Source organism: Streptomyces sp. NPDC101181 (genome assembly GCF_044767975.1).
Taxonomy (GTDB): Bacteria; Actinomycetota; Actinomycetes; order Streptomycetales; family Streptomycetaceae; genus Streptomyces.
Genome location: NZ_JBIWOX010000030.1, coordinates 21,708 through 48,467, shown reverse-complemented (window position 1 = coordinate 48,467; position 26,760 = coordinate 21,708). Strand labels below are relative to the sequence as shown.

The 26,760-nt window shown below is 73.3% G+C and carries 24 protein-coding genes, 5 tRNA genes and 1 riboswitch; of the genes, 12 read left to right on the top strand and 17 right to left on the bottom strand.

The genetic code is table 11. The annotated features are described in order from the left end of the window. Nucleotides 1-140: 140 nt before the first annotated feature. Together ACIRRU_RS29455 and ACIRRU_RS29450 are read right to left on the bottom strand one after the other, a co-directional pair. Complete coding sequence (locus tag ACIRRU_RS29455) at nt 141-695, bottom strand: hypothetical protein (protein ID WP_403685441.1); 555 nt, start codon at nt 693-695, stop codon at nt 141-143. Nucleotides 696-1,068: 373 nt separating this feature from the next. Continuing rightward, entirely contained in the window at nt 1,069-1,311 is a 243-nt protein-coding gene (locus ACIRRU_RS29450; protein ID WP_363205110.1) for a hypothetical protein, read from the bottom strand. Between the two features lie 102 nt (nt 1,312-1,413). Between ACIRRU_RS29450 and upp the strand changes: the two genes are divergently transcribed. Beyond that, the gene (gene upp, locus ACIRRU_RS29445) at nt 1,414-2,049 is read left to right on the top strand and encodes a uracil phosphoribosyltransferase (RefSeq protein ID WP_018513622.1); all 636 of its coding nucleotides are present in this window, start codon (nt 1,414-1,416) and stop codon (nt 2,047-2,049) included. Nucleotides 2,050-2,076: 27 nt separating this feature from the next. On the opposite strand, the gene ACIRRU_RS29440 is transcribed toward upp, so the two are convergent. The 11 genes from ACIRRU_RS29440 to ACIRRU_RS29390 form a co-directional block, all read right to left on the bottom strand. Next, nucleotides 2,077-2,679, bottom strand: a complete 603-nt coding sequence (locus ACIRRU_RS29440) for a LytR C-terminal domain-containing protein (RefSeq protein WP_403685440.1) — start codon at nt 2,677-2,679, stop codon at nt 2,077-2,079. 182 nt (nt 2,680-2,861) lie between these two features. After that, entirely contained in the window at nt 2,862-3,158 is a 297-nt protein-coding gene (locus tag ACIRRU_RS29435) for a type II toxin-antitoxin system VapB family antitoxin (protein ID WP_003955420.1), read from the bottom strand. Between the two features lie 173 nt (nt 3,159-3,331). Then, the gene (locus tag ACIRRU_RS29430; RefSeq protein ID WP_403685436.1) at nt 3,332-4,858 is read right to left on the bottom strand and encodes a M28 family metallopeptidase; all 1,527 of its coding nucleotides are present in this window, start codon (nt 4,856-4,858) and stop codon (nt 3,332-3,334) included. A 133-nt stretch (nt 4,859-4,991) separates the two neighbouring features. Further along, nucleotides 4,992-5,789: an HhH-GPD-type base excision DNA repair protein gene (locus tag ACIRRU_RS29425; protein WP_403685435.1), complete on the bottom strand. Its 798-nt coding sequence runs from the start codon at nt 5,787-5,789 to the stop codon at nt 4,992-4,994. A 154-nt stretch (nt 5,790-5,943) separates the two neighbouring features. After that, a complete protein-coding gene (locus ACIRRU_RS29420) occupies nt 5,944-7,191 on the bottom strand; it encodes an RNA polymerase sigma factor (protein ID WP_403685434.1) in 1,248 nt (415 codons plus the stop codon). A 22-nt stretch (nt 7,192-7,213) separates the two neighbouring features. Beyond that, entirely contained in the window at nt 7,214-7,624 is a 411-nt protein-coding gene (locus ACIRRU_RS29415; RefSeq protein WP_363205105.1) for a YciI family protein, read from the bottom strand. Nucleotides 7,625-7,787: 163 nt separating this feature from the next. Next, entirely contained in the window at nt 7,788-7,937 is a 150-nt protein-coding gene (locus tag ACIRRU_RS29410; protein WP_403685433.1) for a hypothetical protein, read from the bottom strand. Nucleotides 7,938-7,983: 46 nt separating this feature from the next. Then, nucleotides 7,984-8,060: transfer RNA gene (locus tag ACIRRU_RS29405), tRNA-Phe, on the bottom strand. Nucleotides 8,061-8,087: 27 nt separating this feature from the next. Further along, nucleotides 8,088-8,162, bottom strand: a tRNA-Asp gene (locus ACIRRU_RS29400). A 38-nt stretch (nt 8,163-8,200) separates the two neighbouring features. After that, nucleotides 8,201-8,273: transfer RNA gene (locus tag ACIRRU_RS29395), tRNA-Glu, on the bottom strand. Between the two features lie 80 nt (nt 8,274-8,353). Then, nucleotides 8,354-9,997: a metallophosphoesterase gene (locus ACIRRU_RS29390; RefSeq protein ID WP_403685432.1), complete on the bottom strand. Its 1,644-nt coding sequence runs from the start codon at nt 9,995-9,997 to the stop codon at nt 8,354-8,356. A gap of 213 nt (nt 9,998-10,210) precedes the next feature. On the opposite strand from ACIRRU_RS29390, the gene ACIRRU_RS29385 reads away from it, so the two are divergent. From ACIRRU_RS29385 to ACIRRU_RS29360, 6 genes are all read left to right on the top strand, one after another. Beyond that, on the top strand, nt 10,211-10,561 hold the full coding sequence (locus ACIRRU_RS29385; protein WP_338119540.1) for a metallopeptidase family protein: 351 nt from the start codon (nt 10,211-10,213) through the stop codon (nt 10,559-10,561). Beyond that, complete coding sequence (locus ACIRRU_RS29380; RefSeq protein ID WP_403685430.1) at nt 10,558-11,070, top strand: fluoride efflux transporter FluC; 513 nt, start codon at nt 10,558-10,560, stop codon at nt 11,068-11,070. Before ACIRRU_RS29385 ends, ACIRRU_RS29380 begins: the two co-directional genes overlap by 4 nt. Next, on the top strand, nt 11,067-11,441 hold the full coding sequence (crcB, locus tag ACIRRU_RS29375; RefSeq protein ID WP_403685429.1) for a fluoride efflux transporter CrcB: 375 nt from the start codon (nt 11,067-11,069) through the stop codon (nt 11,439-11,441). Before ACIRRU_RS29380 ends, crcB begins: the two co-directional genes overlap by 4 nt. A gap of 238 nt (nt 11,442-11,679) precedes the next feature. Next, on the top strand, nt 11,680-12,270 hold the full coding sequence (locus ACIRRU_RS29370) for a hypothetical protein (protein WP_403685427.1): 591 nt from the start codon (nt 11,680-11,682) through the stop codon (nt 12,268-12,270). Nucleotides 12,271-12,478: 208 nt separating this feature from the next. After that, nucleotides 12,479-14,851 carry a DEAD/DEAH box helicase gene (locus tag ACIRRU_RS29365; RefSeq protein WP_403685425.1) on the top strand — a complete coding sequence of 791 codons (2,373 nt, stop codon included), beginning with the start codon at nt 12,479-12,481 and terminating at the stop codon, nt 14,849-14,851. 208 nt (nt 14,852-15,059) lie between these two features. Continuing rightward, nucleotides 15,060-15,133 (top strand) — tRNA-Lys (locus ACIRRU_RS29360). A 196-nt stretch (nt 15,134-15,329) separates the two neighbouring features. Here the strand turns inward: ACIRRU_RS29360 and ACIRRU_RS29355 are convergent. Beyond that, nucleotides 15,330-16,184, bottom strand: a complete 855-nt coding sequence (locus tag ACIRRU_RS29355) for an oxaloacetate decarboxylase (RefSeq protein ID WP_403685423.1) — start codon at nt 16,182-16,184, stop codon at nt 15,330-15,332. A 149-nt stretch (nt 16,185-16,333) separates the two neighbouring features. On the opposite strand from ACIRRU_RS29355, the gene ACIRRU_RS29350 reads away from it, so the two are divergent. After that, entirely contained in the window at nt 16,334-17,008 is a 675-nt protein-coding gene (locus ACIRRU_RS29350; protein ID WP_403685421.1) for a GntR family transcriptional regulator, read from the top strand. Between the two features lie 154 nt (nt 17,009-17,162). On the opposite strand, the gene ACIRRU_RS29345 is transcribed toward ACIRRU_RS29350, so the two are convergent. Further along, nucleotides 17,163-18,263, bottom strand: a complete 1,101-nt coding sequence (locus tag ACIRRU_RS29345) for a B12-binding domain-containing protein (protein ID WP_403685420.1) — start codon at nt 18,261-18,263, stop codon at nt 17,163-17,165. A 142-nt stretch (nt 18,264-18,405) separates the two neighbouring features. Beyond that, nucleotides 18,406-18,625: riboswitch (cobalamin riboswitch) on the top strand. A 164-nt stretch (nt 18,626-18,789) separates the two neighbouring features. On the opposite strand from ACIRRU_RS29345, the gene metE reads away from it, so the two are divergent. Continuing rightward, entirely contained in the window at nt 18,790-21,108 is a 2,319-nt protein-coding gene (gene metE / locus ACIRRU_RS29340; RefSeq protein ID WP_403685418.1) for a 5-methyltetrahydropteroyltriglutamate--homocysteine S-methyltransferase, read from the top strand. Between the two features lie 152 nt (nt 21,109-21,260). Here the strand turns inward: metE and ACIRRU_RS29335 are convergent, their stop codons facing one another. Both ACIRRU_RS29335 and ACIRRU_RS29330 read right to left on the bottom strand, forming a co-directional pair. Next, nucleotides 21,261-22,397: a bifunctional 2-methylcitrate synthase/citrate synthase gene (locus ACIRRU_RS29335; protein ID WP_403685417.1), complete on the bottom strand. Its 1,137-nt coding sequence runs from the start codon at nt 22,395-22,397 to the stop codon at nt 21,261-21,263. Nucleotides 22,398-22,476: 79 nt separating this feature from the next. Beyond that, complete coding sequence (locus ACIRRU_RS29330) at nt 22,477-23,994, bottom strand: MmgE/PrpD family protein (RefSeq protein WP_403685415.1); 1,518 nt, start codon at nt 23,992-23,994, stop codon at nt 22,477-22,479. A gap of 204 nt (nt 23,995-24,198) precedes the next feature. On the opposite strand from ACIRRU_RS29330, the gene ACIRRU_RS29325 reads away from it, so the two are divergent. From ACIRRU_RS29325 to ACIRRU_RS29315, 3 genes are all read left to right on the top strand, one after another. After that, on the top strand, nt 24,199-25,677 hold the full coding sequence (locus ACIRRU_RS29325) for a short-chain fatty acyl-CoA regulator family protein (protein ID WP_403685414.1): 1,479 nt from the start codon (nt 24,199-24,201) through the stop codon (nt 25,675-25,677). A gap of 79 nt (nt 25,678-25,756) precedes the next feature. Continuing rightward, nucleotides 25,757-25,830, top strand: a tRNA-Met gene (locus ACIRRU_RS29320). A 137-nt stretch (nt 25,831-25,967) separates the two neighbouring features. Then, the gene (locus ACIRRU_RS29315) at nt 25,968-26,714 is read left to right on the top strand and encodes a MerR family transcriptional regulator (RefSeq protein ID WP_403685412.1); all 747 of its coding nucleotides are present in this window, start codon (nt 25,968-25,970) and stop codon (nt 26,712-26,714) included. Nucleotides 26,715-26,760: the final 46 nt, after the last annotated feature.

Genomic DNA, 26,760 nt, shown 5'->3' with positions numbered 1-26,760 from the left:
GGGGGGGGTGTTTTGGGGGGGGGGGGGGGGGGGCGCCCCCCCCCGGGCCCCCCCCGGGGGCGCCCGCGGGGGGGCGCGGGGCGGGGCCGCGGGGGGGGGGGGGCCGGGGGGCCGCGGCGGCCGGTGCGGGGCCGTCCCGGCTAGCGGACCGACTCCAGGACGTCGGAGGCACCCACGGCTTCCGCGATCTCCGTGAGGGCGTCCGTCTGGAGGGTCAGCAGCTCCTTCCCGGACATCCCCAGGTCGGCGAGGACCCCCAGTTCGCCGATCGGTCCGGCGGGCACGGCGTCCGGGTCGGGGCCGTCGTCGTCCGCGGCGGAGGCCCCGGCGGAGGGCCGTTCCGGCTCGCCGTCCTCGGTGCCGTCGAGATCGACGAGCTCCTCCAGCGCGGCGATCTCGTCCTCGGCCCCTGGTTCGCGGCCGAGCATTTCGTCGGTGAGCAGGATCTCCCCGTACGAGGAGCGGGCGGCGGCGGACGCGTCCGACACGTAGATACGGGGGTCCTCCTCACCGTCCACCCGGACGACGCCGAACCAGGCGTCCTCCTGCTCGATGTAGACGAGGACCGTGTCCTCGTCCACCGAGGCCTCGCGGGCCAGATCCGTCAGGTCGGACAGGGTCTCCACATCGTCGAGCTCCGTGTCGCTCGCTTCCCACCCGTCTTCGGTGCGCGCGAGCAGTGCGGCGAAGTACACCGTGACTCTCCCACTGGTCATAGGCGAATCGGTCCGACGGGAAGGCGGCCGGTGATCCGTCCGCCCTGAGCCCCGCCCAATCGGCATCGTGGCAGAAACAAGCGCCGGGCGAGACCTCTTCGGCCGTTGCGTCGGCCATCAGTTCCAGGAGTGCCTGGTCGGCCGTCGCCCTGACGGAGTCGGCAGGGGTCCGATCAGTGGGAGGGTGCGCCGGTGGTACACGGGGGCGGACGGTGGTGGAGGGCAGGGCGCGAAGGACTCCTCCCGGCACGGCGCGGTGCGCCCGGCACTCCTGTCAGATGCCCAGGTGAGCGGGTTGCCGGGCCGCCGGGTCACCGCCGACCGGGGCGGCCCGCCACCGGCTGGCCCCGCGTCACCAGCGGAACGTACGCATCCGCATCTGCTGGCGCATACGGGCCGCGCGGGCCCGGCGCGGCTGCACCCGGTCGCGGAGTTGCTTCGCCTCGTGGAGCTCGCGGAGGAACTGGGCGCGTCGGCGGCGGCGGGCCGCGTCGCTCTCCTGCGCGTCCGGCGCCTCACGACCCGCGTCCTGCGGGTCGCGCGCGTCGCGCAGGACGTAGGAGACCCGGTCCGGCTGCTGTTCCGCCTGCGGCATCGACTCACCACCCCATCACTGGCTGCCTACGCCCCCACCTTCCCCCCGAACAGGTGGTTGATGCCAGCGCAGAGGGCCGGGCGGCGCGGTTACTGTTGACGCATGCGGATCCACGTCGTCGACCACCCGCTGGTGGCGCACAAACTGACCACGCTGCGCGACAAGCGCACCGACTCCCCGACCTTCCGGCGGCTCGCCGACGAGCTGGTCACCCTCCTCGCCTACGAGGCCACCAGGGATGTGCGTACCGAGCAGGTCGACATCGAAACCCCGGTGACGCCCACGACGGGGGTCAAGCTGTCGCACCCGCGCCCCCTCGTCGTCCCCATCCTGCGCGCCGGTCTCGGCATGCTGGACGGCATGGTCCGGCTGCTGCCGACCGCCGAGGTGGGCTTCCTCGGCATGATCCGCAACGAGGAGACGCTCCAGGCGGAGACGTACGCGACCCGGATGCCGGAGGACCTCTCCGGGCGCCAGGTCTACGTACTGGACCCGATGCTGGCCACCGGCGGCACCCTGGTCGCCGCCATCAGGGAGCTGATCAAGCGCGGCGCCGACGACGTCACCGCCGTGGTGCTCCTCGCGGCGCCCGAGGGCGTCGAGGTGATGGAGCGCGAGCTGGCGGGCACCCCGGTCACCGTGGTCACCGCCTCCGTCGACGAGCGGCTCAACGAGCACGGCTACATCGTGCCGGGCCTGGGCGACGCGGGCGACCGGATGTACGGCACGGCCGAGTAGTAAGCGGCGGCCGGAGCGGGACGGGCTTCAGCAGGAGGAGGACGGGGCCGGGGACGGCTTCGTCAGGGACGCCATCGCGGCGGTCGCCTCCTGCTGGGTGCTGAACGCCGTGAACTTCGCCCCGAGGATCAGGTCGACCTCCCCCGTCCTACGGGTGTCGGTCTTCTGCACCGCGCCCACCAGATGCGTGCCCAGCACCGTGAAGCTGCCGTCCGTCGCGGTCGGCGCGCCCAGCAGGACGGCGGTGCCCGGCACCTTCTTGTCGTACTCCTTGGACGCGTTGCCCACCTCCCCGATGGCGAACCCGCGCTTCTTGAGCTCCTCGGCGGCGGTCTTGGCCAGTCCGGCACGGGTCGTCGCGTTGTAGACGTTCACCTTGACGGCGGCCGGTTTCGGCAGCGCCCTGGCGGGGGCCGCCGACGCCGCGGGGCTCGGGCAGGCGCGCCGGTGACCGGCCGCGTTGGCGCTCCTGTCGCCGCCGGTGAAGACGTCGATGAGCTGGAGCGTGCCCCAGCCGACCAGGCCGAGCACCACGACGGCGCCGATACCGGCGAGGACCAGCCGGTGACGGCGTCGGGGGCGGCGCATGCGGGGGTAGGCGTCGCCCGTGATGCGGTACTTTCCGCCCATGCCGGGGGGAGTGAGCATGCTCATGGGGGCAGCGTAGTGCGACGCGGTGATGATGCGTACTAAATGATCAACGTATGGCACCCGGATGGGTAGGAAAGCACCCGAAAGCACGCGAAAGGAGCCGGGCCGAGCCACAAGAGGGGCGGGCCGAGGCCGGGAGGGCCGGGTCGGGCCCCGGGGGGTCAGCCCAGTTCGAGGACGCGGGCGTGGAGCACCTGGCGCTGCTGGAGCGCGGCCCGGACCGCCCGGTGCAGCCCGTCCTCCAGATAGAGGTCGCCCTGCCACTTCACGACGTGCGCGAACAGGTCGCCGTAGAAGGTGGAGTCCTCGGCGAGGAGGGTCTCCAGGTCCAGCTGGCCCTTGGTGGTCACGAGCTGGTCCAGGCGAACCGGACGCGGCGCGACGTCCGCCCACTGTCGGGTGCTTTCCCGGCCGTGGTCGGGGTATGGCCGCCCATTTCCGATGCGCTTGAAGATCACACGGAAAGCCTACCGGGCAAGGGCCTCCGGGCGCAGCCGGGGAAGCTCACCGCGCTGCCGGAGCAGTGGGCGCATATCGCCCAGGTGGGCCGAAAGGCGGCGAGCCCGGTACGGGATGTCCGTACCGGGCTCGCACACCTGTCGTCCTCGGGTTCAGTGCCGCGGGAGGGCCGTCACTCGGTGACCTCGTGGCCGTGGCCCTCGCGGAGGCCGCCGCCGCTGCCCGGGGTGCCGGTGCTGGGGGCGGGGGTGACCGGGCGGGTCAGGGAGCTCAGGTCGTGGGCGTACGTGCCGACGGCGTTGGCGATCACGTCGATGTTGGTGTCGAAGAGCGCCATGTCGATGTTGTCCAGGTCGTCGCAGGCCGCGTGGTAGCAGGGGTCGAACGCGATCCCCGCCTCCCCGCCGAACACCTCGGCCTGGGCGGCCGTCTTGATGCCCTCGGCCCCGGTGTCCGTACCGCCGGAGGGGATGCCGACCTCGATGAACGGCCCGTAGTCCGAGCGGCCGGTGAAGTCGGTGCCCTCGTGCGGCTTGCCCTTGCCGTCCAGGAACGCGGTGATGTCGCGCTCCAGTTGGGCCGATCCCTCCGGGCCGGGACCGGAGCCGACCTGGTCGGAGTCGTCGCCGTCGTAGACGAACTGCCCGCCGTTGGGTGAGGCGATCATGTCGAAGTTCAGGTAGAGCTTGATCTGTTCGCGCTGCTTGTCGCTCAGGGCGGCGACGTACTTCTCCGAGCCGATCAGCCCGTTCTCCTCCGCCGACCACCAGGCGAACCGCACCTTGTTGGCGGGCTTGCTCGTGGATTTTGCGAGCTCCAGGGCGACTTGGAGCAGCCCGGCGGAGCCGGAGCCGTTGTCGTTGATGCCGGGCCCCTCGGTCACCGAGTCGAGGTGCGCGCCGAGCATCACGGTGCGCGCGGCGCTGCCGCCGGGCGTCTCGGCGATGACGTTGCGGGTGGGCCGGTCCTCCTGGAGCTCGCGGATCTCGAAGGAGACGGTGACCTCGCCGCCCTTGAGGTCGGCGGCCAGCCGCTCGCCCTCGGCCTGGGTCAGTCCGCCGGTCGGGATGCGGCCCGCGGCGGCCTCGCCGAGCGTGCCGGACAGCACGCCCTCGGTGTTGTTGTAGATGACGGCCCCCACCGCGCCCGCCTCCGCCGCGGCCGCCTGCTTCTCGGCGAAGGAGCAGCCGCCGCGCTGGATGAGCGCGATCGCGCCGGTGAAGTCGGCGGCGGCGTAGTCGGAGGCCTCGCAGCCGGTGGTCGCGTCGAGGGGCACGGCGACGAGTCCGGCGGTCACTCCGCCCACCGCGGTCGACGGCGTGTACGTCATGGCCTTGATGGTCACGTCGCGGGGCGCCGGGGCGACCACGGACAGCTTCTCGGCCAGCGTCTCGGTGTAGGTGAAGCGGAAGCTCTCGTACGAGACCCGGTACCCGGCCCGCTGGAGCTGGCGGTAGACGTACGCCGCCGACGCGTCGTGACCGAGCGACCCCGCGGCGCGGTGGCCCTCGGCGGAGTCGGCTATCGCCTGGAACTGCCGGAGGTGGCGGTGGGCGTCGCGCGCGGACGCCTTCTTCACCAACTCCCTGGAGAGCTTGGCGGCTTCCCCGGCGGGGTCGTGCGACGCCGGGCGGCCGTGGTTCGGGGACGCGGCCAGGAGAAGCGGGGTGGCCAGGGCGGTGGCGGCCACCACAGCCATGGCTCTTCGACGTGTCGCGTGCACAGGAGTCCTTCCGGTCGGTCGGTGGGAACGCGTGTGCTGGAAAGCTAGCGAGCGCGGTGACGTCTGTGAACAGGTGCGCTGGTTCCGATCGGTGCCCCGGGGCGGGTGGTTACTGCGTATCCCGCTTCGCGGTGCGCTTCGGGACCGCCTTGGAAGCCGGCCCCTTGGGGGTCTTCTCCCGGCCGGTCGCCCTGCCGGCGGCCGTCTTCTTGGCAGTCGCCGCGCCGCCCGCTGTCTTCTTGGCAGTCGTCCCGGCCGTGGCCTTCTTCGCCTTGGCCGCCGCCTTGGCCTCCTGTTTGTACGCGCGTACCTCGGCCAGCGACGTGGGCCCGGTGATGTCGGCGACGGAGCGACGCGATCCGGTCTCCCCGTACGCCCCCGCCGCCTCGCGCCACCCCGGGGGCCGCACGCCGTACTGCTTGCCGAGCAGCGCCAGGAAGATCCGGGCCTTCTGCTCGCCGAACCCCGGCAGCGCCTTCAGCCGCTCCAGCAGGTCGGCCCCGGAGGCGGCGTCCCGCCACACGGCGCTCGCGTCACCGCCGTACTCCGCGACCAGGTACCGGCACAGCTGCTGCACCCGCTGGGCCATGGAGCCGGGGTAGCGGTGCAGGGCCGGCTTGGTGGTGAACAGCGAGGTGAACTCCTCCGGGTCCTGGGCGGCGATCCGCCCCGCGTCCAGGTCGTCGGAGCCCATGCGTCCGGCGAGCGTGTACGGCCCGGTGAACGCCCACTCCATCGGCACCTGCTGGTCCAGCAGCATCCCGACGAGGGCGGCCAGGGGGCTGCGGGCCAGCAGCGCGTCGGCCTCCGGCTGCTGGGCGATCCGCAGGTCGACGCCTCTGCCGAAACCCCGCGCGCTGTCGTTGCCGTCGGATGCGCTGTCGCTGGTGGTCATGGGGCCGATCATCCCGAGCGGACGGGGGCGCGGCGAGCGGGGTTGCGCCGATGGCTGCGGCGGGTTCGGCCGAAGGGATGAGGAGGAGCAGGGGGGAGCGGAGGGAGCAGGGGCAGCACGGGGAGCGGCGCGCCGGAGGGCACCAGGAGGGCCACGGCCTCGCGGGTCACGCCCCCAGCCGGTCCGCGCGCCCGCGCAGATAGCGGGCCTCGGGCTCGCTGAGGGTGGCGTCGGCGGCCGCGAGGTAGGCGGCACGGGCGGCGTCCCGTTCCCCGGCGCGCTCCAGTAGGTGGCCCCGTACGGCGTCGAACCGGTGGCGCCCCGCCAACGGCCGGGCCAGCGCGTCCACTTCCGCCAGTCCGGCGCGCGGCCCGTGCACCATGGCCACGGCGACGGCCCGGCCCAGCGCGGCGGCGGGATCGGGGGTGCGCCGCACGAGGAGGTCGTACAGGGCGAGGATCTGCGGCCAGTCGGTGTCCTCGGCGCGCTCCGCCTCGTCGTGCAGCGCGGCGACGGCGGCCTGGAGCTGGTAGTCCCCGGCGGGCCCCTGGGACAGCGCCTCCTCGGCGAGCGCGGTGCCTTCGGCGATGGCCGTACGGTCCCACAGGGCCCGGTCCTGGGCGTCGAGCGGGATCAGCTCACCGCCCGGCCCGGTGCGCGCCGGAGCGCGCGCCTCGGTGAGGACCATGAGCGCCAGGAGCCCGGTCACCCGCCCCTCGCGGGGGAGGAGCCGGCGTACGGAACGGGTCAGCCGGATCGCCTCGCGGGCCAGGTCGGTGCGGTGCAGTGCGGGCCCGGCGGTGGCGGTGTAGCCCTCGTTGAAGATCAGGTAGAGCACCTGGAGGACGGCGGCGAGCCGCTGGTCGCGGTCCGCGGGCTCCGGCGGCCGGAAGTCCGCGCCGCGCACCGCCCGCTTGGCCCGGCTGATCCGCTGGGCCACGGTCGCCTCCGGCGCCAGCAGGGCGCGGGCGATCTCGGCCGTGGTCAGGCCGCCGACCGCACGCAGGGTCAGCGCGATCTGGGCGGCGGGGGAGAGCGCGGGGTGGCAGCAGAGGAACAGCAGGGTGAGCGTGTCGTCCTCGGAGGGGGCCCGCCCCTCCCCGGGCGGCGGGGCGACGAACGCGTCCGCCGGGGTGAGCGCGGCCGCGGTCTCCTCGCGTCTGCGGCGGGCGGCGTCGCTGCGCAGCCGGTCGGTGAGGCGGCGGGAGGCGACCCGGATGAGCCAGCCGCGCGGGTTCTCCGGGACGCCGTCCTGCGGCCACTGCCGGGCGGCGGCGATCAGGGCTTCCTGGACGGAGTCCTCGGCCGGGTCGAAGTGCCCGTAACGGCGGACGAGCGCGCCGAGGACCTGCGGCGCGTGCAGGCGCAGCAGGTCCTCGACCGACGCGGACGTCCGGTGGTCGCTCCGGTCCATCCGTCTCCCTGTTCCCCGTGGGTCAGTCGTCGATCCCGCCGTCGACGGGCCGGATGAGCACCGGGTAGTCGGGCGCCCCGGCCGGCTGCGGACAGCGTGCCACGCGGGCGGCGATCTCGGTCACCCGTTCCAGGCTCTCGCAGTCGAGCACCCAGAACCCGGCGAGCAGCTCCTTCGTCTCGCCGTAGGGCCCGTCGGAGACCACCGGACGCCCCTCGGCGTCGAGGCTCACGGCCCGCCCCTGCGCGGGCTCGCGCAGCCCGTACCCGGTCACCAGCTCACCGGACTCGGCGAGGTCGTCGTTGATCTTCCCCATGTGGGCGAACATCGCCTGCATGGCCTTCTCGTCCCAGGCCGGACTCTCCGCGGACCCCTTGCCGCTCTGGGCCTCGTAGTCCGCCTGGCTGCCCTGGACCATCACCAGATACTTCATGACCGTTACCTCCGTGCGGGTTCGTGGCCGGTTGTCGGCCTGCACAGGGGACGTCGGAACCGGGCGGACGTTCTCGACACCACGCGCGAGCTCCCCCCGAATTCACCCCCGGAGCCCCCGGCTCGGTCCTTTGCGGCCCAGGCTGTGCGCTTGTCGCCGTCGATCAGCGCGTGGCTGCGGGCGAGGGCCTGCGGTAGCGCTGCCGCCTTTTTATCGCCTCGATGACGAGAGCCTGCTTGCTGCGCCCGGTGCGCCCGGCGCACGCGGTGAGTTTCGCGTCGAGGTCGTCGGGGAGTCGGAGTGTCATCGCCATATACAAGAACGTCCCGGACGGCATGCCGTCCGGGACGTTCTCACGATGGTGGCTGGGGCCGGGATCGAACCGGCGACCTATCGCTTTTCAGGCGATCGCTCGTACCAACTGAGCTACCCAGCCACGCAGTTCACCGGGGTGAGCTGCAAGCGGTCCTGACGGGATTTGAACCCGCGGCCTCCACCTTGACAGGGTGGCGAGCACTCCAAACTGCTCCACAGGACCAAGCGCGGTGCGAAACAAGTCTCGCACACGGTGAAACGTGCCCCCAACGGGATTCGAACCCGTGCTACCGCCTTGAAAGGGCGGCGTCCTGGGCCACTAGACGATGAGGGCTATTGGCCCGCCGGTTCGCTTTGCAGCGCGTCGGGGACGTGAGAAGCATATGGGATGGGTGGAGCTATCGCCAAAACGGTTTACGGCGACGGAGCCGGCCGCCCCGGGGCGCGGGTCGGGGGCGGTGTGGAGGACGGGGAGGGGGACGAGGCGGGGGTCCCGTCCTTCTTCAGGTTCTCCTCGGGGAGATGGCGGCTGACCTCGGCGGTCGTCAGTCCGAGGCCGCCCAGGGTGATCTCGTCCCAGGCCTGGAGACGGCGGGTCGAGCGGTCCAGGTAGAGCACCGAGGCCCGCACCCGCTCCGGCTTCTCGTTCTGAACCGCGCGCAGCCCGCCGCCGCCCGTGGACCCCTCCACCTTCAGCCGCGTACCGAACTTCAGCTGCTCGTTGATCCGCTTGTGGAGGTGCCCGGCGAGCACCAGCGGGACGGTGCCGTCGGTCTCCCGGGCGGTGTTCGGGTCGTGGGCGACCGCGATGTCGGCCGGGGTGCCCGCGCGCTCCTGGTCGCGGAGGGCGGAGGCCAGGCGCATGCCCTCCAGCCGGGCGGCCTCCTTGTTGCCGCCGGGGCCGGTCCGGTCCGGGGTGAAGGAGGCGTCGCCGGTGCCCGCGATCCGCAGCCCGCCGACGTTCACGGCCCGCCCCTCGTCCAGGACGCGCACGTTCTTGAACTTCCCCAGGTAGGCCTGGGTCTCCTGGGAGTCGTGGTTGCCGCGCACCCAGACGTACGGCGCGCCGAGGCCGCGGATCGGGTCGAGGAAACCGTTCTCCGCGGTCGAGCCGTGGTCCATGGTGTCGCCGGAGTCGATGATCACGTCGATCTCGTACTGCTCGACGAGCGAGGCGATGATGTGCCAGGCGGCCGGGTTGAGGTGGATGTCGGAGACGTGCAGGGCCCGGATGGTGCCCGGGTCGGGCTGGTAGACGGGGAGCGTGGAGGTCGCGTCGTACAGCTTGGTGACGTTGGTGACCAGACGGGCCAGCTCCTGCTGGTAGATGTCGAACTCGGTGACGATCGAGCGGGCGTCGCCGACCAGGGACGGGGCGCTGGAGAGCAGCCCGGAGAACTTCGGCTCCAGGACGGATTTCGGGTTCCAGGTCGCGTACGCGCTGACGCCGGACGCGGCCAGCAGGGTGAGGGCGAGCCCGCCCGCGGCCAGGGCGCGGCGGGGGCGGTGGTAGACGACGAGGCCGAGCGCGGTGGCCCCGGAGATCACGGCGACGCAGGAGCGCACGGCCAGCTCCCCGGTCCCGGCCGTGACGTCCCGGGCGACGTCGTCCTGGAGGCCGGAGAACCGTTCCGGCTGGTCGACCAGGGCCTGCGAGCGCTCGGGGTCCAGCCGGTCCACGTCCACGTCCAGCCGGAGCGGCGCGATGTGCGAGTCCAGCTCCAGGGCCCCCAGCGGCGCCACGTTGATCTTGCTGCCCCCGGTGAGCGAGGGGCGCAGGGTCATGTTCGTGTCCATGGGGCCGACCGGCGTACGGATGGACCCCACGGCGAGCAGCCCGAGCCAGGCTCCGAGCACGACGACGGCGAGCATGCCGAGGGCGCGGACGTACGGGCGCGGCGCGGTCCCGGCCAGGTCGCCCGGGACCGAGGGAGCGGCGGAGCCCTTGGGGCGCACGGTGTCCTTGGGTGACACCGACTCCGGGTGGGCGGGGCGGACGAGACGGACGAGGCGGTGCCGCACCCGGTCGGCTGCGGCACGGAACGGGGCGCGGACCATTGGGCCCGTATGCCCGGACGCGGCCCCCTCCATGCGGGGTGCCGCCGGGCGCGGGGCGGGCCCGGACGCGCGCTGGGGCCGGGCGCGGGGCGCGCGCCGTCGGGCGGGCGGAAGGACCCCGGGGGCCGGGGCTGGGGGCGCGGGAGGGGCGGAAGTGAGGGGAGTGCCGTCGTCGGCTGCCCGTGCCGGGCCGTCGTACGCGACAATGGCGGCGTGCTGGAGATGACGCGCGAACAGTTCGAAGAGCTGGTGAGCCAGGCTCTGGACCGGATTCCGCCCGAGCTGACGCGGCTGATGGACAACGTGGCCGTCTTCGTCGAGGACGAGCCGGACCCCGGCGACCCCGAGCTGCTGGGCCTCTACGAGGGCACCCCGCTCACCGACCGAGGTGAGTGGTACGCCGGGGTGCTGCCGGACCGCATCACCATCTACCGGGGCCCGACCCTGCGGATGTGCGAGACGCAGGAGGACGTCGTCGCCGAGACCGAGATCACCGTCGTCCACGAGATCGCCCACCACTTCGGCATCGACGACGAGCGGCTGCATGCCCTGGGCTACGGGTGAGCGGGCAGGCGCCGGACGAGCTGCCGGAGCCGGGCCCGCCCGCCGCCCCGCAGGGCCGGGTGCTCGCGGCCGTCGCCGCGGGCGGCGCGCTCGGGGCCCTCGCCCGCTACGGGGCCCTGGTGCTCTGGCCCGGAGGGAACGGCTTCCCCTGGACGGTGTTCGCGGTCAACGTGTCCGGCTGCGCCCTCATCGGCGTCCTGATGGTGCTCACCGTCGAGCGGGGCCGGGTGACGCGTCCGCTCGCGCGGCCCTTCCTCGGGGTCGGCGTACTCGGCGGCTTCACGACCTTCTCGACGTACGCGGCCGATGTCTCCGGCCTGCTGGTGCGTCAGCAACTCCTGACGGCCGTGGCGTACGCCGCCGCGACGGTGGTGGCCGCGCTGGGAGCGGTAGGGGCGGCGGCCGTCGCGACGCGGGCCTGGCTGGACAGAGGCGGGAGCCGGGGCCGGGACGGGAACGGCAACGGGGACGGGAGTGCGGAGATCGAAGGCGGGGTGCGGTCCGCGTGAACTGGCTGCTGGTGGCGGTCGGCGGGGCGGTGGGCGCGCCCCTGCGCTATCTGACGGACCGTGCGGTGCAGGCGCACCAGGGGCGGGGCGTCGCGTACGTCTTCCCGTGGGGCACGTTCACGGTGAACGCCGCGGGGAGCCTGCTGCTCGGGGTGCTGACCGGGGCGGCGGTGTCCTCGCCGGTGCATGCCCTGCTGGCGACGGGCCTGTGCGGGGCGCTGACGACGTACTCGACGTTCTCGTACGAGACCCTCCGCCTGGCCGAGACGGGCCGCGCCTTCCTGGCCGCCGCCAACGTGCTGGGGTCCCTGCTGGTGGGGCTGGGCGCGGTGTTCCTGGGGGCGGAACTGGCGGGCGGGTTCGGGGGGTAGGGGGCCGGGCCGCTCCGTGGGCCCGGGTGGGGCCCCGGCCTTCGGGACCGGGGCCCGAGGACCGGGCCTCGGCGGGTGGGTGCGGTTTCGGGCGTGTCTCCGGCGGGGTCGGGGGAGTTGGGCACGGTACGACGCCGTACCGCTCGCCGGGGCCCGCCCCGGCCCCGGCCCGGCAGCCGCGCTCCCCGCTCCCGCCCCCGTACCACCGCTCCCGTCCCCTCGCCCCGGAGGTGCCCCCGTGCGCCAGTTGTCCGCCCCTGTCCGCTGGGCAGCCGTCACCGCGCTGACGATCGCCGCGTCCACCGGCTGTATGAGCGTCGGCGACGACGGCGCCGGCGCCAAGCCGGGTCCTTCGCGGTCCGCGGGCCAGAAGGGGTCGGCGGCCGATCCCGACGGGGACACGGTCCCCGGCTCCGGGCAGCCCGGAGGCCGCGCGGCGGGCGACGCCCAGCCGCACTCCGACCGGAAGGACGCCGACCACACACCGAAGCCGGGCGAGACCAAGGACGCGGCGGCGTCGAAGGCCCCCAAGGCGCCGCGCCCCAAGCCCGGTGCCCCGCAGCCCACGCGCGGGGGGCAGGCCCCGCCCCCGGCCCCGACCCCCTCGACCCCGGGGCCGGGAGAGCCCCCGCCGCAGGTCCCGGACCCGCCCGCCCCGCCCGCGCCCGACCCGGACCCGGTCCCCGACCCGGAGCCCACCGCCCCGCCGGAGCCGCCCCCCTCGGCATCGCCCGCCGCACAGCAGTACCGCGCCCAGGCGATGGGCGGACCGGACGATGCCGCCCCCCGCCGGACGCCGCAGGCATCACCGCAGGTGGCGCCGGTGTAGCGGGGGTCACAGCAGGGCGGTTTGCGCGAGGTGGGGGAGGGTGCGTATGGTGGTAGATCGTTTGATCCCCTTGCCCGGCGCCGACACAGAAGAGCGCCGTGTGGCGCGTACTCTCCCTTGCCGTGGCTGGACCGCATTGAGGCGGTCGAAATTGCGAATCACGGAGTTATGGGCGCGTGCCGAGACTCCGGAAGGTTTCGCGTTTCGCATGTCAATTTCCAGTTCTGACCGCACCGTCATGCCCGAGAACACCGATGCCGAGCAGCTCGCCGAGCTGGTCGCTTCCGCTGTGACCGAGGCGCCCGCCGGTGCTGCGGCTTCCGCCGCGGAGAAGGCCGAGACGACCGACGCGGCCGAGAAGACCGAGACCACCGTCGCGGCCGAGAAGGCCGGGACCACCGACGCCGAGCAGGCTCCGGTCTCCGAGAAGACCGTCGCCGACTTCGTGGCGGACGCCGACGCCTCCGCCGAGGAGCCCGCGGCCGAGATCACGGCCGACGAGGCCACCGAGGCCGATGAGGCCGACGCCGAGCCGACCGTCACCTTCGGCGACCTGGGCCTGCCCGAGGGCATCGTCCGCAAGCTCGCGCAGAACGGTGTGACCACCCCCTTCCCGATCCAGGCGGCGACCATCCCGGACGCCCTGGCCGGCAAGGACATCCTGGGCCGCGGCCGTACGGGCTCCGGCAAGACCCTCTCCTTCGGTCTGCCGACCCTGGCCGCCCTGGCCGGTGGCCGCACCGAGAAGAAGAAGCCCCGCGCCGTCATCCTCACCCCGACCCGTGAGCTGGCGATGCAGGTCGCGGACGCGCTCCAGCCGTACGGCGACGTGCTCGGCCTCAAGATGAAGGTCGTCTGCGGCGGTACGTCGATGGGCAACCAGATCTACGCCCTGGAGCGCGGCGTCGACATCCTCGTCGCCACCCCGGGCCGGCTGCGCGACATCATCAACCGGGGCGCCTGCTCCCTGGAGGACGTCCAGGTCGCCGTCCTCGACGAGGCCGACCAGATGTCCGACCTGGGCTTCCTGCCCGAGGTCACCGAGCTGCTGGACCAGGTCCCGGGCGGCGGTCAGCGGATGCTCTTCTCCGCCACCATGGAGAACGAGATCAGCACGCTGGTCAAGCGCTACCTCACCGACCCGGTGACGCACGAGGTCGACAGCGCCCAGGGCAACGTGACGACCATGTCGCACCACGTGCTGGTCGTGAAGCCGAAGGACAAGGCGCCGGTCACGGCCGCCATCGCCGCCCGCAAGGGCCGCACGATCATCTTCGTCCGCACCCAGCTGGGCGCCGACCGCATCGCCGAGCAGCTCATCGAGTCCGGCGTGAAGGCCGACGCGCTGCACGGCGGCATGACCCAGGGCGCCCGTACGCGGGTCCTGGAGGACTTCAAGAAGGGCTACGTCAACGCGCTCGTCGCCACCGACGTCGCCGCCCGCGGCATCCACGTCGACGGCATCGACCTGGTCCTGAACGTGGACCCGGCCGGTGACCACAAGGACTACCTGCACCGCTCGGGCCGTACCGCCCGCGCCGGCAAGTCCGGTGTCGTCGTCTCGCTGGCGCTCCCGCACCAGCGCCGCCAGATCTTCCGGCTGATGGAGGACGCGGGCGTCGACGCCTCGCGCCACATCGTCCAGGGCGCGGGCGTGTTCGAGCCGGAGGTCGCCGAGATCACCGGCGCCCGTTCGCTCACCGAGGTCCAGGCCGACTCCGCGAACAACGCCGCCAAGCAGGCCGAGCGCGAGGCCGCCGACCTGACGAAGCAGCTGGAGCGCGTGCAGCGCCGCGCCGTCGAGCTGCGCGAGGAGGCCGACCGCCTGGTCGCCCGTGCCGCCCGCGAGCGGGGCGAGGACCCGGAGGCCGCGGTCGCCGAGGTGGCCGCCGAGGCCGAGGCCGCCCTCGTGGCCGCCGTCTCCGTCCCCGAGCAGCCTGCCGCCCGCGACGACCGCCGTGACGACCGGGGCAACTTCGACCGCCGTGACAACCGGGGCGGCGACCGTGGCGGCTACCGCGGCAACGACCGCCGCGACGACCGGCCGTCGTTCAACCGTGACCGTCGGGACGACCGTGGTGGCCGTTCCTTCGAGCGCCGTGACAACGACCGCCCGTCGTTCAGCCGCGACCGTCGTGACGACCGGCCGTCCGGTGGCTTCCGCTCCGGTGGCACCGACCGTCGGGACGACCGTGGTGGCCGTTCCTTCGAGCGTCGCGACAACGACCGCCCGTCGTTCCGCGACCGCCGCGACGACCGGCCGTCCGGTGGCTTCCGCTCCGGTGGCACCGACCGTCGGGACGACCGTGGTGGCCGTTCCTTCGAGCGCCGTGACAACGACCGCCCGTCGTTCAGCCGCGACCGTCGTGACGACCGCCCCTCCGGCGGCTACCGCTCCGGCGGCGGCGACCGCCCGTTCAACCGTGACCGTCGCGACGACCGCCCCTCGGGCGGCTTCCGCTCCGGCGGCAACGACCGCCCCAACGGCCGTCGTGACGACCACCGCGGCGCCAACACCGGCACCAACACCGGCTCCTTCGGCCGCCGCGACGACAAGCCGCGCTGGAAGCGCAACGGCTGACCCCCGCCCGGCCGCTGACCGGCCGAGCAGGTCCGCCTGACAGACCGGCAGGGCCCGTACGCCACCGAACCGACTCGGTGACGTACGGGCCCTGTTGCCGTCCCCGCCCCCGCTCCGCAGCCCCCCGGAACAGGCGCGACGGGCCCAGCACCGATACCGGATCGGCTGCCGGGACCGGGCGGGCTATGCTCGGGGGGTGACGCCGCAGGGGCCGTTAGCTCAATTGGTCAGAGCAGCGGACTTTTAATCCGTTGGTTGTGGGTTCGAGTCCCACACGGCCTACCCGCCGGAGAGCCGTCAGAGCTCTTCGACCCGCGTTTCCCGCCGCCCGGCCGGATCTTCCGGCCGGGCGGCGCCGCGTCTGCCGGGTGCCCGAGGGGCCCGCGCGTCCTGTGCCGGGGTGGCCTCGCCGGGAACGGGCCGGAACGCCTCCGCCTGGTCCCCGGATCACCACCGGGCCCCTGGCCCCCCGGGCCCCTCAGGACCCGATGGCCAGGTACTCCGCCGTGCGCACGATTCGTTCGCGGTCGGCGAAGGAGGCCATGTCGTTTCGGACGGCGCCGCTGTCGCCGTCGCGGTTGATGGCTTCCAGGGTGCGCCGGACGGCGGTGATCACCGCTCGCTGGAGGTCGGAGGGGATGATGATCAGCCGGTAGCCGAGTTCGCGGAGGCGTTCCCTGGGGACGAGCGGGGTCTTGCCGCCGTGGAACATGTTGATCAGCTTCGGCTGGGGGATGCGCCTGGCGATCTCCTCGATCTGCCCGACGGTCTCGGGCGCCTCCACGAAGATCACGTCCGCACCGGCCCGGACGTAGGCGTTCGCGCGCTCGATCGCCGCGTCCAGGCCCTCGGTGGCGATGGCGTCCGTTCGGGCGATCAGGACGAAGTCGGGGTCGGTGCGGGCCTGGGCGAGGGCCTGGATCTTCTGGACCATCTCGTCCGTGCCGACCAGGGACTTGTCGTCGAGGTGGCCGCAGCGCTTGGGGAAGGTCTGGTCCTCGATGTGCAGGCCGGCCACGCCGACGCGTTCGTACAGCGCGAGGGTGCGTACGGCGTTCACGGCGTTGCCGAAGCCGGTGTCGGCGTCCGCGATGACCGGGAGGCTCGTCACGTCCACCATCTGCTCGATGCGCGAGGCGACCTCGGTGAGGCTCAGCAGGCCGATGTCGGGGACGCCGCAGCTGCGGGCGATGGCTCCGCCGCTGGCGTACAGCAGCTCGCTCCCGCTCTCCTCCACGAGGCGGGCGCTCAGGCCGTCGTAGGCGCCCGGGGCGACGTGGATGCCGTCGCTCTCGATCATCCGGCGGAGGCGGGTGGTCGGTCGCTGCGCCATGGGGGACTCCTCGGATCAGGGGTGCCGGTACGCGAGCCGCCGGGCGGCCGTCACCGGGTCCGCGACGGGTTCAGGTTCTGTATACAGCGTGTATACAGGAAGGGTCCAGGCGGTCGGAGCGCGCGGGCCCGTGCGGGACGATGAGCAGGGTGACGGAGGAGAGGGCCGGGGCGATGAGGGCGATGAACCAGAGCGTGCGCTCGTACGAACAGCTGAAGACGGAGATCATCGCCGGGGAGCTCGACCCCGGGGCGCACCTCAACGAGGTTCAGGTCGCCGAGCGGCTCGGCGTCTCCCGTACGCCGCTGCGGGAGGCCCTGCAACGGCTGGACCGGGAGGGGCTGGTGCGGCTGGTCCCGGGGCGTGGGGCTTTCGTGGGCGAGCTGTCCCTGCCCGAGGTCCGGCACCTCTTCCAGCTGCGGGAGGCGCTGGAGACACACGTGGTACGGCTGTGCGCCAGGTCGGCGCGGTGCCGGGACTTCGCCTCTCTGGCGGAGGAGTTCGGCGCTCACCACGCGCTGCTGGCCGATGGGGCGGGGGCGGCGCGGCTGGACGACTACTACGAGCTGACCGAGCGCCTGGACCGGGAGATCGACGACGTGGTGGCGAACCCGTACCTGGCCCGTGCCATGGAGCCGGTCCGGGGACAGCTCCGCAGACTGCGCCGGATCGCGCGCCGGAGCCCCGAGCGGATGCTGCTCTCCGCCACGGAGCACGCGGCGGTCTGCCGGGCGATCGCGAGCGGCGACGGGGACCGTGCGGCGGCCGCGACGGCCCTGCACATCGGCAACAGCCTCCGGCACATCCTCGACACCACGGCGTGAGGCGGCGCTGCTCGGGCCGGGGGCGGGCCCGAGCGAGCGCCCTGTTCCGGCACAGCCGAACGGGGCTGACACAGCAGAACGGGGCTGTTCCGCCGCCGGCACACCCCCGCGGCCACGGGCGGGCCCCTCCGGCCGGCCGTGGCGCGAGCCCTCGTCAGCGGGGGGCGGGCGGTGCGGCGAGCGCGGAGCGGCCCGCCGCCAGCAGGCCGAGCGCGCGGGGGAAGTCGTGCAGCTGCCGGGCCAGGGAGTCGAGGGCCGGGATCATGGACGCGGCGGGCACCCGGCGCGCCGCCAGGATCTCGCGGGTCCAGCCGATGAACACGGTGAACAGGTCGTGGTCGTCCACGTACAGGGCCACGCTGAGGAACTCGACGATGTGGTCGATGTCCTCGGCGGTACGCTCCCGTTGCGCGTCGGTGTAGGCGCGCATCGCCGGGAAGTCCCTCTCCAGATCGGCGATCACCTGCCGGGCCAGGACCTGTTTGTTCGTGATCACGAACGTGTACTCCTGATCGCTCAGGTGCGGCAGGGTGTCCAGCCCCAGGAGTCCCGGAGCCTCCGTCCGCGGGGTCAGTCCGTCCGCCAGGGCGTCGGCCGCGGCGGGCGCGTCGGCCGCCCAGCCCTCGGCTCCCAGCAGCCGGGCGTAGCGGCCGTCGGCGCCGAAGGCCGCGCCGCCGACGAGGACCGGCATCCCCACGCTCTGGCAGGCGCTGATCGCCGCGTGGGCGGCGGGCAGGCGGGTGGGGATCGAGGAGGAGAGCAGCACCGCGTCGGCGTTCCGCTGCTGGATGTGGGCCACCAGGTGGGGAGTGGGGACCTGCGCGCCGAGGTAGTCCACCTCCCATCCCCGCAGGATCAGGGTCTCGGCCACCAGCCGGGCGGGCAGCGCGTGCCATTCGCCCTCGACGCAGGCGACGATGATCCGGCCGCGGGAACGCTCGTGCGGCCGGCGGCGGACCTCGCCGATGAGGGCGGAGATGCACCGGTCGCTGATGGCGCTGGCGCCGTGCTCCTGGGCCACGGTGATCCGGTTGGCGGCCCACTCCGTTCCGACCCGGGCCTGCACCGGGGCGATCACGTTCAGCAGGATGGTCTCGGCCGCGGCGCGTCCGGCCAGTATGTCGCCGTCGCACCCGCCCGCCGCCTCCAGTGCGCGGAGCACGAGGTCGATGGCGCGGGAGGAGTCGCAGGCGACGGCGGTCCGGAACAGCTCGTCACGCAGCCGTCCCAGCGACTCCGTGGCGGGGTGCCTCATGGGGGGAGAGACCATGCGTTTCATCCTCGCATCCCGCGGGGACCGGTCGGCCGCCCGAGTCCCGGCGGCCCCGCCCGTAAGTGACCTCCCTCACATGTCCGATCGTTGGACGCGGCCTCCCGGAGTCCGGGGGCAGCCCGTAGGCTCTCCCGCAGCAGCTGGTTCGCCCTGTCCGCCAGGCGGGGTGTCGCAAGAGGGAACCCGGTGGGAATCCGGGACTGCCCCGCAGCGGTATGTGGGAACGACCGCCGTCATACGCACTGGGTCCACGCAGGGCCCGGGAAGCGACGGCCAGTAGGTGTCCTGACGTCGTCAGGGCGCGCCCGCGAGTCCGAAGACCTGCCAACTGCCCGCGTCCGGACGATTTCGTACGCGGACATTCCGGTGACCTCGAGGGCGGGTCGGCGTACTGCACCAGACGGACGACCGCGCCTGTGCCGCGCGGGGTCGCTTCCGTCCGGTTCGCCATCCCTTCGCACCCTCGTCCGTCTCCGGACCAAGGATTCATCTCGCGAAGGAGAGTTCCGTGACACCGAAGCCCGCAGCCGCGGCAGCACACGCCACCGTGTACGGCTACCCCCGCCAGGGTCAGAACCGTGAACTGAAGAAGGCCGTCGAGGGGTACTGGAAGGGCCGCGTCGACGCGGAGGCCCTGCGGCGGACCGCCGCCGGTCTGCGCCGCACCAACTGGCAGCAGCTCGCCGACGCCGGTGTGGACGAGGTCCCGACCGGTGACTTCTCCTACTACGACCACGTCCTGGACACCAGCGTCATGGTCGGCGCGATCCCGGCGCGGCACCAGGACGCGGTGGACGCGGACGCCCTCGACGGCTACTTCGCGATGGCGCGGGGCACCCAGGACGTCGCTCCGCTGGAGATGACGAAGTGGTTCGACACCAACTACCACTACCTGGTGCCGGAGCTGGGCCCGGACACGGTGTTCACGGCGGACTCCGCCAAGCAGGTCGCGGAGTTCAAGGAGGCCCTGGCGCTCGGCCTCACGCCGCGCCCGGTCCTGGTCGGCCCCGTCACCTACCTGCTGCTCGCCAAGGCGGCCCCCGGTGTCGCCGCCGGATTCGAGCCGCTGACGCTGCTGGACCGGCTGCTGCCGGTGTACGCCGAGGTCCTGGCAGACCTGCGCGCGGCGGGCGCCGAGTGGGTGCAGCTGGACGAGCCCGCGCTCGTCCAGGACCGCACCCCGGCCGAGCTGAACGCCGCCGCCCGCGCCTACCGCGACCTCGGCGCCCTGGCCGACCGGCCCAAGCTGCTGGTGGCCTCCTACTTCGACCAGCTGGGGGACGCCCTCCTCGTTCTCGCCAAGGCGCCGGTCGACGGCCTGGCCCTGGACTTCACGGACGCGGCCGCCGCGAACCTGGCGGCGCTGGCCGCCGCGGGCGGCCTGCCCGGCAAGCGGCTGGTCGCGGGGGTCGTCAACGGCCGCAACATCTGGATCAACGACCTGGAGAAGTCCCTCGCGACCCTCGGCACGCTCCTCGGCCTCGCCGACCGCGTCGACGTCTCCGCCTCCTGCTCCCTGCTCCACGTCCCGCTGGACGCGGACGCCGAACGCGACATCGACCCGCAGATCGCCCGCTGGCTGGCCTTCGCCCGGCAGAAGACCGAAGAGATCGTCACGCTGGCCAGGGGGCTGTCGCGCGGCACCGAGGCCATCGGGGCCGAACTCGCCGCCAACCGGGCCGATCTGGCCTCCCGTACCAACTCGCCCATCACCCATGACCCGGCGGTGCGGGCCCGCACGGCGGCGGTCACCGACGCCGACGGCCGCCGCTCCCAGCCCTACCCGGAACGGGCCGCCGCGCAGCGCGCCCACCTCGGGCTGCCGCTGCTGCCGACGACCACGATCGGGTCGTTCCCGCAGACCACCGAGTTGCGGACCGCCCGCGCCGACCTGCGGGCGGGGCGGATCGACCAGGCCGGCTACGAGGAGCGGATCAAGAACGAGATCCGCGAGGTCCTCTCCTTCCAGGAGAAGGCCGGGATCGACGTCCTGGTGCACGGCGAGCCCGAACGCAACGACATGGTGCAGTACTTCGCCGAGCAGCTCACCGGCTACCTGGCCACCCAGCACGGCTGGGTCCAGTCCTACGGCACCCGCTACGTCCGGCCCCCGGTCCTGGCCGGGGACATCTCGCGCCCCGAGGCGATGACGGTGCGCTGGACGGCGTACGCCCAGTCGCTGACCGAGCGCCCGGTCAAGGGCATGCTCACCGGCCCGGTGACCATGCTGGCCTGGTCCTTCGTCCGCGACGACCAGCCGCTCGGCGAGACCGCCCGGCAGGTGGCCCTCGCCCTGCGCGACGAGGTCGGGGACCTGGAGGCGAACGGCACGTCGGTGATCCAGGTGGACGAGCCTGCGCTGCGCGAGACGCTGCCGCTGCGGGCCGCCGAGCACGCGGCGTACCTGGAGTGGGCGACGGAGTCCTTCCGGCTGGCCACGGCGGGGGTGCGGGCGGACACGCAGATCCACACCCACATGTGCTACGCGGAGTTCGGCGACATCGTCCAGGCCATCGACGATCTCGACGCCGACGTCATCAGCCTGGAGGCCGCCCGCTCCCACATGCAGGTCGCCCGTGAGCTCGCGGCGCACGGCTATCCGCGCGAGGCCGGACCCGGGGTCTACGACATCCACTCCCCGCGCATCCCGAGCACCGAGGAGGCCGCCGCCCTGCTGCGCAAGGGACTTGAGGCCATCCCGGCCGAGCGCCTGTGGGTGAACCCCGACTGCGGCCTGAAGACCCGCGGCTGGCCGGAGACCCGGACCTCCCTGGAGAACCTGGTCGCCGCCGCCCGCACGGTCCGGGACGAACTCCCCGCCTCCTGACCCGCCCGCACGCCCTCGGCGCCCGGCGACGGGAGCGGGGTGCGACGCACACGCGTCGCACCCCGCTCCGGCTGGGCCGCCGGGCCCCTCAGCCCGGCGGCGGACCCGGGCCCCTCAGCCCCGGTCGTCCACGGTGGCCCCGTGGCCGCCGGTCAGGAGGCGGCGGGCACCGGGCGCTGGACTGGCCCGTCGTACGAGGCGAGCGGCCTGATCAGGGCGTTGTGGGCGAGCTGTTCGGTGATGTGGGCCGTCCACCCGGTGATCCGGCTCATCACGAAGATCGGCGTGAAGACGGGGATTTCGAAGCCCATCAGGTGGTAGGCGAGCCCGGCGGGGTAGTCCAGGTTCGGGTGGATGCCCTTGCGGGTGACCATGGCGTGGCGCAGGGCCGCGTGCAGGGTGGCGAGGCGGGTTACCTCGGGGTCGCCCGCGCGGGCGACCAGGCGGTCGAGGGCCTCCTGCATGACCGGGACGCGGGAGTCGCCGTGCTTGTAGACGCGGTGGCCGAAGCCCATGATCTTCCGCTTGGCGGCCAGCGCCTCGTCCAGCCAGTCCCCTGCCCGCCGCGGGTCGCCGATCTCGTTCAGCATGTGCATCACGGCCTCGTTCGCCCCGCCGTGCAGCGGGCCCTTCAGCGCGCCGACGGCGGCGGTGACCGCGCTGTAGAGGTCGGAGAGGGTGGAGGTGACGACCCGGGCGGTGAACGTCGAGGCGTTGAAGCTGTGTTCGGCGTAGAGGGTCAGGGAGATCTCGAAGCAGCGGACCACCTCCGGCTCGGGCACCGTACCGAAGCACATGTGGAAGAAGTTCTCCGCGTACCCCAGCTCCGGGTCCGGCGCGATCGGCGCGAGACCCCGTCGGCGGCGCTGGTCGGCGGCCACCACGGTGGGCAGCTTCGCCAGCAGCGTCAGGGACTTGGCGCGGTTGGCGGCCAGGCTGCCGTCGTCCTCCAGCGGGTCCTCCGCGCCGAAGAAGCTGACCGCGGTGCGCAGCACGTCCATCGGGTGGCAGGTCTCCGGCAGCCGGGCCAGCAGCTCCAGCGTGCTGCGGTCCAGCGGGCGCAGGGCCCGCTCACGGGCCTGGTAGTCCTTCAGCTGGGCGGTGTCGGGCAGTTCACCGTGCCGGAGGAGGAAGGCGACCTCCTCGAAGGACCGGTGGGCGGCCAGGTCCTGGACCGGGTAGCCCCGGTAGGTGAGGGAGTTGGTCTCCTGGATGACGGTGGAGATCTCGGTGGTGTCGACGACGACACCGGCCAGGCCGCGGTGGATCTCCGGTGTGGTGGCGGTCATGGGGTGTGCCTCCGGTTCGTCGGCGACGCCGTCGGGCGTGCGCTGCGGGAGTACGGGCCGCTGGTGGAGGGGCGGGCCATCAGAACAGGCCCTGGGGGAGCGTGGTGTCGTACGCGGCGACCGCCTCGGTGTCCACGGCCGGGAAGAGCCCGTCCAGGCCCGTGGTCGACAGCCCGGCGACGCGTTCGGCCGCGGCGAGGAAGCGGTCCTGGGCGTCCGGGGCGACGATCCCCTCCGCGAGGGTGCGGAACTTGCGCGCGTACGCGGGGCGGTCGAACGGGCGGGCCCCGGCCGGGTGGGCGTCGGCGACGGCGAGTTCGTCCTCGACCACCGAACCGTCCGCCAGGGTGATCACGACCCGGCCGCCGAACGCCCGGCGCTCCGGGTCCGGGTCGTGGTAGCGGCGGGTCCACTCCGGGTCCTCGACCGTGGTGACCTTCCGCCACAGCTCGACGGTCTCCGGCCGGCCCGCGCGCTCGGGGGCGTAGGAGCGCTCGTGGTGCCAGCCCCCGTCCTCCAGGGCGACGGTCAGGATGTACGGGGCCGAGTGGTCCAGGGTCTCCCGGCTCGCGGTCGGGTCGTACTTCTGCGGATCGTTCGCACCGGAGCCGATGACGTTGTGGGTGTGGTGGCTGGTGTGCAGGACGACGGAGCGCACCCGCTCCAGCGGGCCGGTCTTCTCACGCAGCCGCCGCGCCAGGTCGATCAGCGCCTGGGCCTGGTACTCCGCGGAGTGCTCCTTGGTGTACGTGTCCAGGATCGCGCGACGCGCCTCGCCGGGCTCGGGCAGCCGGACGGTGTAGGGGGACTCCGGGCCGTTCAGCATCCAGGCGAGGAAGCCGTCCTCGCCCTCGTAGACCGGGGAGGGGGAGGTCTCGCCGCGCAGCGCCCGGTCGACGGCCTCGATCGCGGCCTTTCCGGCGAAGGCGGGGGCGTACGCCTTCCAGCTGGAGATCTCGCCCTTGCGGGACTGCCTTGTGGCCGTCGTGGTGTGCACCGCCTGCTGGACCGCCTGGTACACGGTCTCGGTCGGCAGCCGGAGCAGGGCGCCCAGGCCGCAGGCCGTGGCCGCGCTCAGGTGGGCGACGTGGTCGATGCGGTGCTCGTGCAGGCAGATGCCCTTCACCAGGGCGACGTGCACCTCGTAGGCGGCGACGATCCCGCGCAGCAGGTCGGCTCCGGAGCGCCCCGTGTGCTGGGCGACGGCGAGGAGCGGCGGGATGTTGTCGCCGGGGTGGGAGTAGTCGGCGGCCAGGTAGGTGTCGTGGAAGTCCAGCTCCCGCACGGCGGTGCCGTTGGCCCAGGCCGCCCACTCGGGCGAGACCCGCCCGGTGGCCCCGAAGACGGTGGCGCCGGGCGCGGCGGCGGAGTGCGCGAGGGCCTGGGCGCGGGCGACGGCGACCGGGCGGCGCAGCAGTGAGGCGACCGCGACGGACGCGTTGTCGATGATCCGGTTGGCTGCCATGGCCGCCGCCTCCGGGTCGAGCTCCCCGGCCTCCTGGATGCCGGTGGCGACGGCGGCCAGCTTCCAGGCGAGCTGCTCCTCGCGGGGCAGCCGGGTGGCGCTGGGGTGGACGCGTACCTGGTGGTCGATCACGGGACTCCTCGCAGGGGGCGGCGGGTGCTGACGTCAAGGACAGTGCCCGCTCCACAACCCCGCGACCACCTGTCGAAGCTGTGGAGCCTCTACAGGAACGAGCTGCGAATCTGCGAATCCTGCGAATAACGCGGATGTCTTGTTCGCAAGTACATTCGCAGGTGTACGCCGTCTCCGGAAGGCACGCGACCAGGGAGGGACCCCGTGGCCCGACGAGCGACCGAGCACAAGGTCTACGCCCACTCCAAGCTCCGCCGCCTCCGCCGCGAGCGCGGCATGAACCAGGTCGACATGGCCCGCGCGCTCGGCATCTCCGCCAGCTACGCCAACCAGATCGAGCTGGGCCAGCGGCCGCTCACCGCGAGCGTGCTGCTCCGGATCGCGAAGGTCTTCGGCGTCGACGCGGAGTTCTTCTCCGAGGCCGCCGGGGACCGTCTCGCCGCCGACCTGCGCGCGGCCCTGGCCGACGAGGCGTGCGGGGTCGCGGTCCCGGCCGTCGAGGAGATCGCCGAGGCGGCCCGCGACCACCCGGAGGTGGCCCGCGCCCTGGTCGCCCTGCACCACCGCTACCGCGAGACCGCCGAACAGGCGGCCGCCCTCGCCTCACCCGAGACCGGACGGACCCTGCTGCCCCCGGCCGAGCCGCACGACGAGGTCCGCGACTTCTTCTACGCCCACCACAACCACTTCGGCCCCCTCGACGCCGAGGCCGAGCGCACCGCCGAGGCCCTGGAGCTGCGGCCGGGCCGGGCCGCCGACCCGCTCACGGCGCTGCTCGCCGAACGCCACGGCGTCCACGTCGTCCAGGCCGCCCCGGGCCGGGCCGCCGACGCCCGCCGCTACGACTCCGGCACCGGCCTGCTCTTCCTCTCCCCGTGGCTCAGCGACGGCCAGCGGGCCTTCCAGCTCGCCACCCAGCTGGCTTTCCTGGAGCAGCGCCCGCTGATGGACGAACTCGCGGGAAGCGCGGCCGAGTTGACCTCACCCGAATCGTCCGCCCTGGCCCGCATCGGCCTGGCGAACTACTTCGCCGGTGCGCTGCTCATGCCGTACACCGCCTTCCACACCGCGGCCGAGGCCGTCCGCTACGACATCGAGCTGCTGTCCGCCCGCTTCGGCGTCGGCTTCGAGACGGTCTGCCACCGGCTGAGCACCCTGCAACGCACCGGCCACCGCGGCGTGCCGTTCTCCTTCCTCCGGGTCGACCGGGCCGGGAACATCTCCAAACGGCAGTCCGCGACCGACTTCCACTTCTCCCGCCTGGGCGGCACCTGCCCGCTGTGGACGGTCTACGAGGCGTTCTCCGCCCCCGGCCGCACCCTGACCCAGGTCGCCGAGATGCCCGACGGCAAGCGCTACTTCTGGCTCGCCCGCACGATCACCCGCGGCGGCTACAGCCACCACGCTCCCCGCGCCGAGTTCGCCGTCGCCCTCGGCTGCGAACTCCGCCACGCCCACCGGCTCGTCTACGCCGAGGGCGTCGCCCTGGACGACCCCCGGGCGGCGACCCCGATCGGTCTCGGCTGCCGGATCTGCGAACGCCGTGACTGCGCCCAACGGGCCCGGCCCCCGGCCGGCGGCCGCCTGTCGATCGACCCGGACCGGCGGACGTACGTGCCGTATCCGGTGGAGAGCGCGGGCCCCCGGGGCGGGAGGGGCGCCTTGGCCCGCCCGGCGCCCTGACGGCGACGGGCGTCACACCGCCCCGGAGGGACACCTGGTCGGAGCAGCCGTTTCGATGGCGTAGAGTGGTGTTCACCGACGCGGGGTGGAGCAGCTCGGTAGCTCGCTGGGCTCATAACCCAGAGGTCGCAGGTTCAAATCCTGTCCCCGCTACTGAAGATCCGGGCCCGGCACGCACACAGCGTGCCGGGCCCGAGTCGTTTCCGTACCCGAGCCGTTCCCGGTCGTTTCCCGGAAGCTCGGCGTTCCGGCTTGACCTTGACGTTACGTAAAGATCTAGCGTTTCCGGCATGGAGTGGTCCATCCAGGAAATCGCCCGGAAAGCCGGAACCACCAGCCGCACGCTCCGGCACTACGGAGACCTCGGTCTCCTCGCGCCGAGCCGGGTCGGGAGCAACGGCTACCGCTACTACGACCAGGATGCCCTCGTCCGGCTTCAGCGCATCCTGCTGCTGCGGGAGCTGGGGCTGTCACTGCCCGCCGTCAAGGACGTGCTGGAGGGGCAGCGGGACACCGCGGTGGCGTTGCGGGCCCATCTGCGGCTGCTCGAACAGGAGCAGGCGCGGATCGGGCGGCAGATCGCCTCGGTGCGGACCACTCTCCACAAGACCCGGGAGGGGAAGGAACTCATGGCCGAGGAAGTGTTCGACGGGTTCGACCACACCGTCCACGAGCAGGAGGTGACCGAGCGCTGGGGGAGGGCGGCGTACGAGGACGGGGACCGCTGGTGGCGCTCGCTGGGGGAGGACGGCAGGAAGGCGTTCCGGGCCGGGCACGACGCCATCGCGCGCGACTGGGCGCGGGCCAGAGAGCGCGGCCTCGCCCCGGACGGCCCCGAGGCGCAGGAGATCGCGCGGCGGCACTGCGCGTGGCTGTCGGCGGCGAAGGAGCCGAGCCGCTCGTACGTGACCGGGCTCGCGGAGATGTATGTCGTCGACCCCCGGTTCGCCAAGAACTACGATCGTCACGGGGACGGCACCGCCGCCTTCGTACGGGACGCGTTGACGGTCTACGCGCACCACCGGCTCTCCGACTGACCCGGTCGGCCCGGATGGGTGGGGCTTCGTTCGGCTTCCCCCTATT

Bases quoted from the DNA above. Each gene is read 5' to 3' on its own strand.
- ACIRRU_RS29450 (WP_363205110.1), bottom strand. From the start codon at position 1,311: ATGCCGCAGGCGGAACAGCAGCCGGACCGGGTCTCCTACGTCCTGCGC.
- upp (WP_018513622.1), top strand. From the start codon at position 1,414: ATGCGGATCCACGTCGTCGACCACCCGCTGGTGGCGCACAAACTGACC.
- ACIRRU_RS29440 (WP_403685440.1), bottom strand. From the start codon at position 2,679: ATGGGCGGAAAGTACCGCATCACGGGCGACGCCTACCCCCGCATGCGC.
- ACIRRU_RS29430 (WP_403685436.1), bottom strand. From the start codon at position 4,858: ATGGCTGTGGTGGCCGCCACCGCCCTGGCCACCCCGCTTCTCCTGGCC.
- ACIRRU_RS29425 (WP_403685435.1), bottom strand. From the start codon at position 5,789: ATGATCGGCCCCATGACCACCAGCGACAGCGCATCCGACGGCAACGAC.
- ACIRRU_RS29420 (WP_403685434.1), bottom strand. From the start codon at position 7,191: ATGGACCGGAGCGACCACCGGACGTCCGCGTCGGTCGAGGACCTGCTG.
- ACIRRU_RS29415 (WP_363205105.1), bottom strand. From the start codon at position 7,624: ATGAAGTATCTGGTGATGGTCCAGGGCAGCCAGGCGGACTACGAGGCC.
- ACIRRU_RS29410 (WP_403685433.1), bottom strand. From the start codon at position 7,937: ATGGCGATGACACTCCGACTCCCCGACGACCTCGACGCGAAACTCACC.
- ACIRRU_RS29390 (WP_403685432.1), bottom strand. From the start codon at position 9,997: ATGGTCCGCGCCCCGTTCCGTGCCGCAGCCGACCGGGTGCGGCACCGC.
- ACIRRU_RS29365 (WP_403685425.1), top strand. From the start codon at position 12,479: ATGTCAATTTCCAGTTCTGACCGCACCGTCATGCCCGAGAACACCGAT.
- ACIRRU_RS29355 (WP_403685423.1), bottom strand. From the start codon at position 16,184: ATGGCGCAGCGACCGACCACCCGCCTCCGCCGGATGATCGAGAGCGAC.
- ACIRRU_RS29345 (WP_403685420.1), bottom strand. From the start codon at position 18,263: ATGAGGCACCCCGCCACGGAGTCGCTGGGACGGCTGCGTGACGAGCTG.
- ACIRRU_RS29335 (WP_403685417.1), bottom strand. From the start codon at position 22,397: ATGACCGCCACCACACCGGAGATCCACCGCGGCCTGGCCGGTGTCGTC.
- ACIRRU_RS29315 (WP_403685412.1), top strand. From the start codon at position 25,968: ATGGAGTGGTCCATCCAGGAAATCGCCCGGAAAGCCGGAACCACCAGC.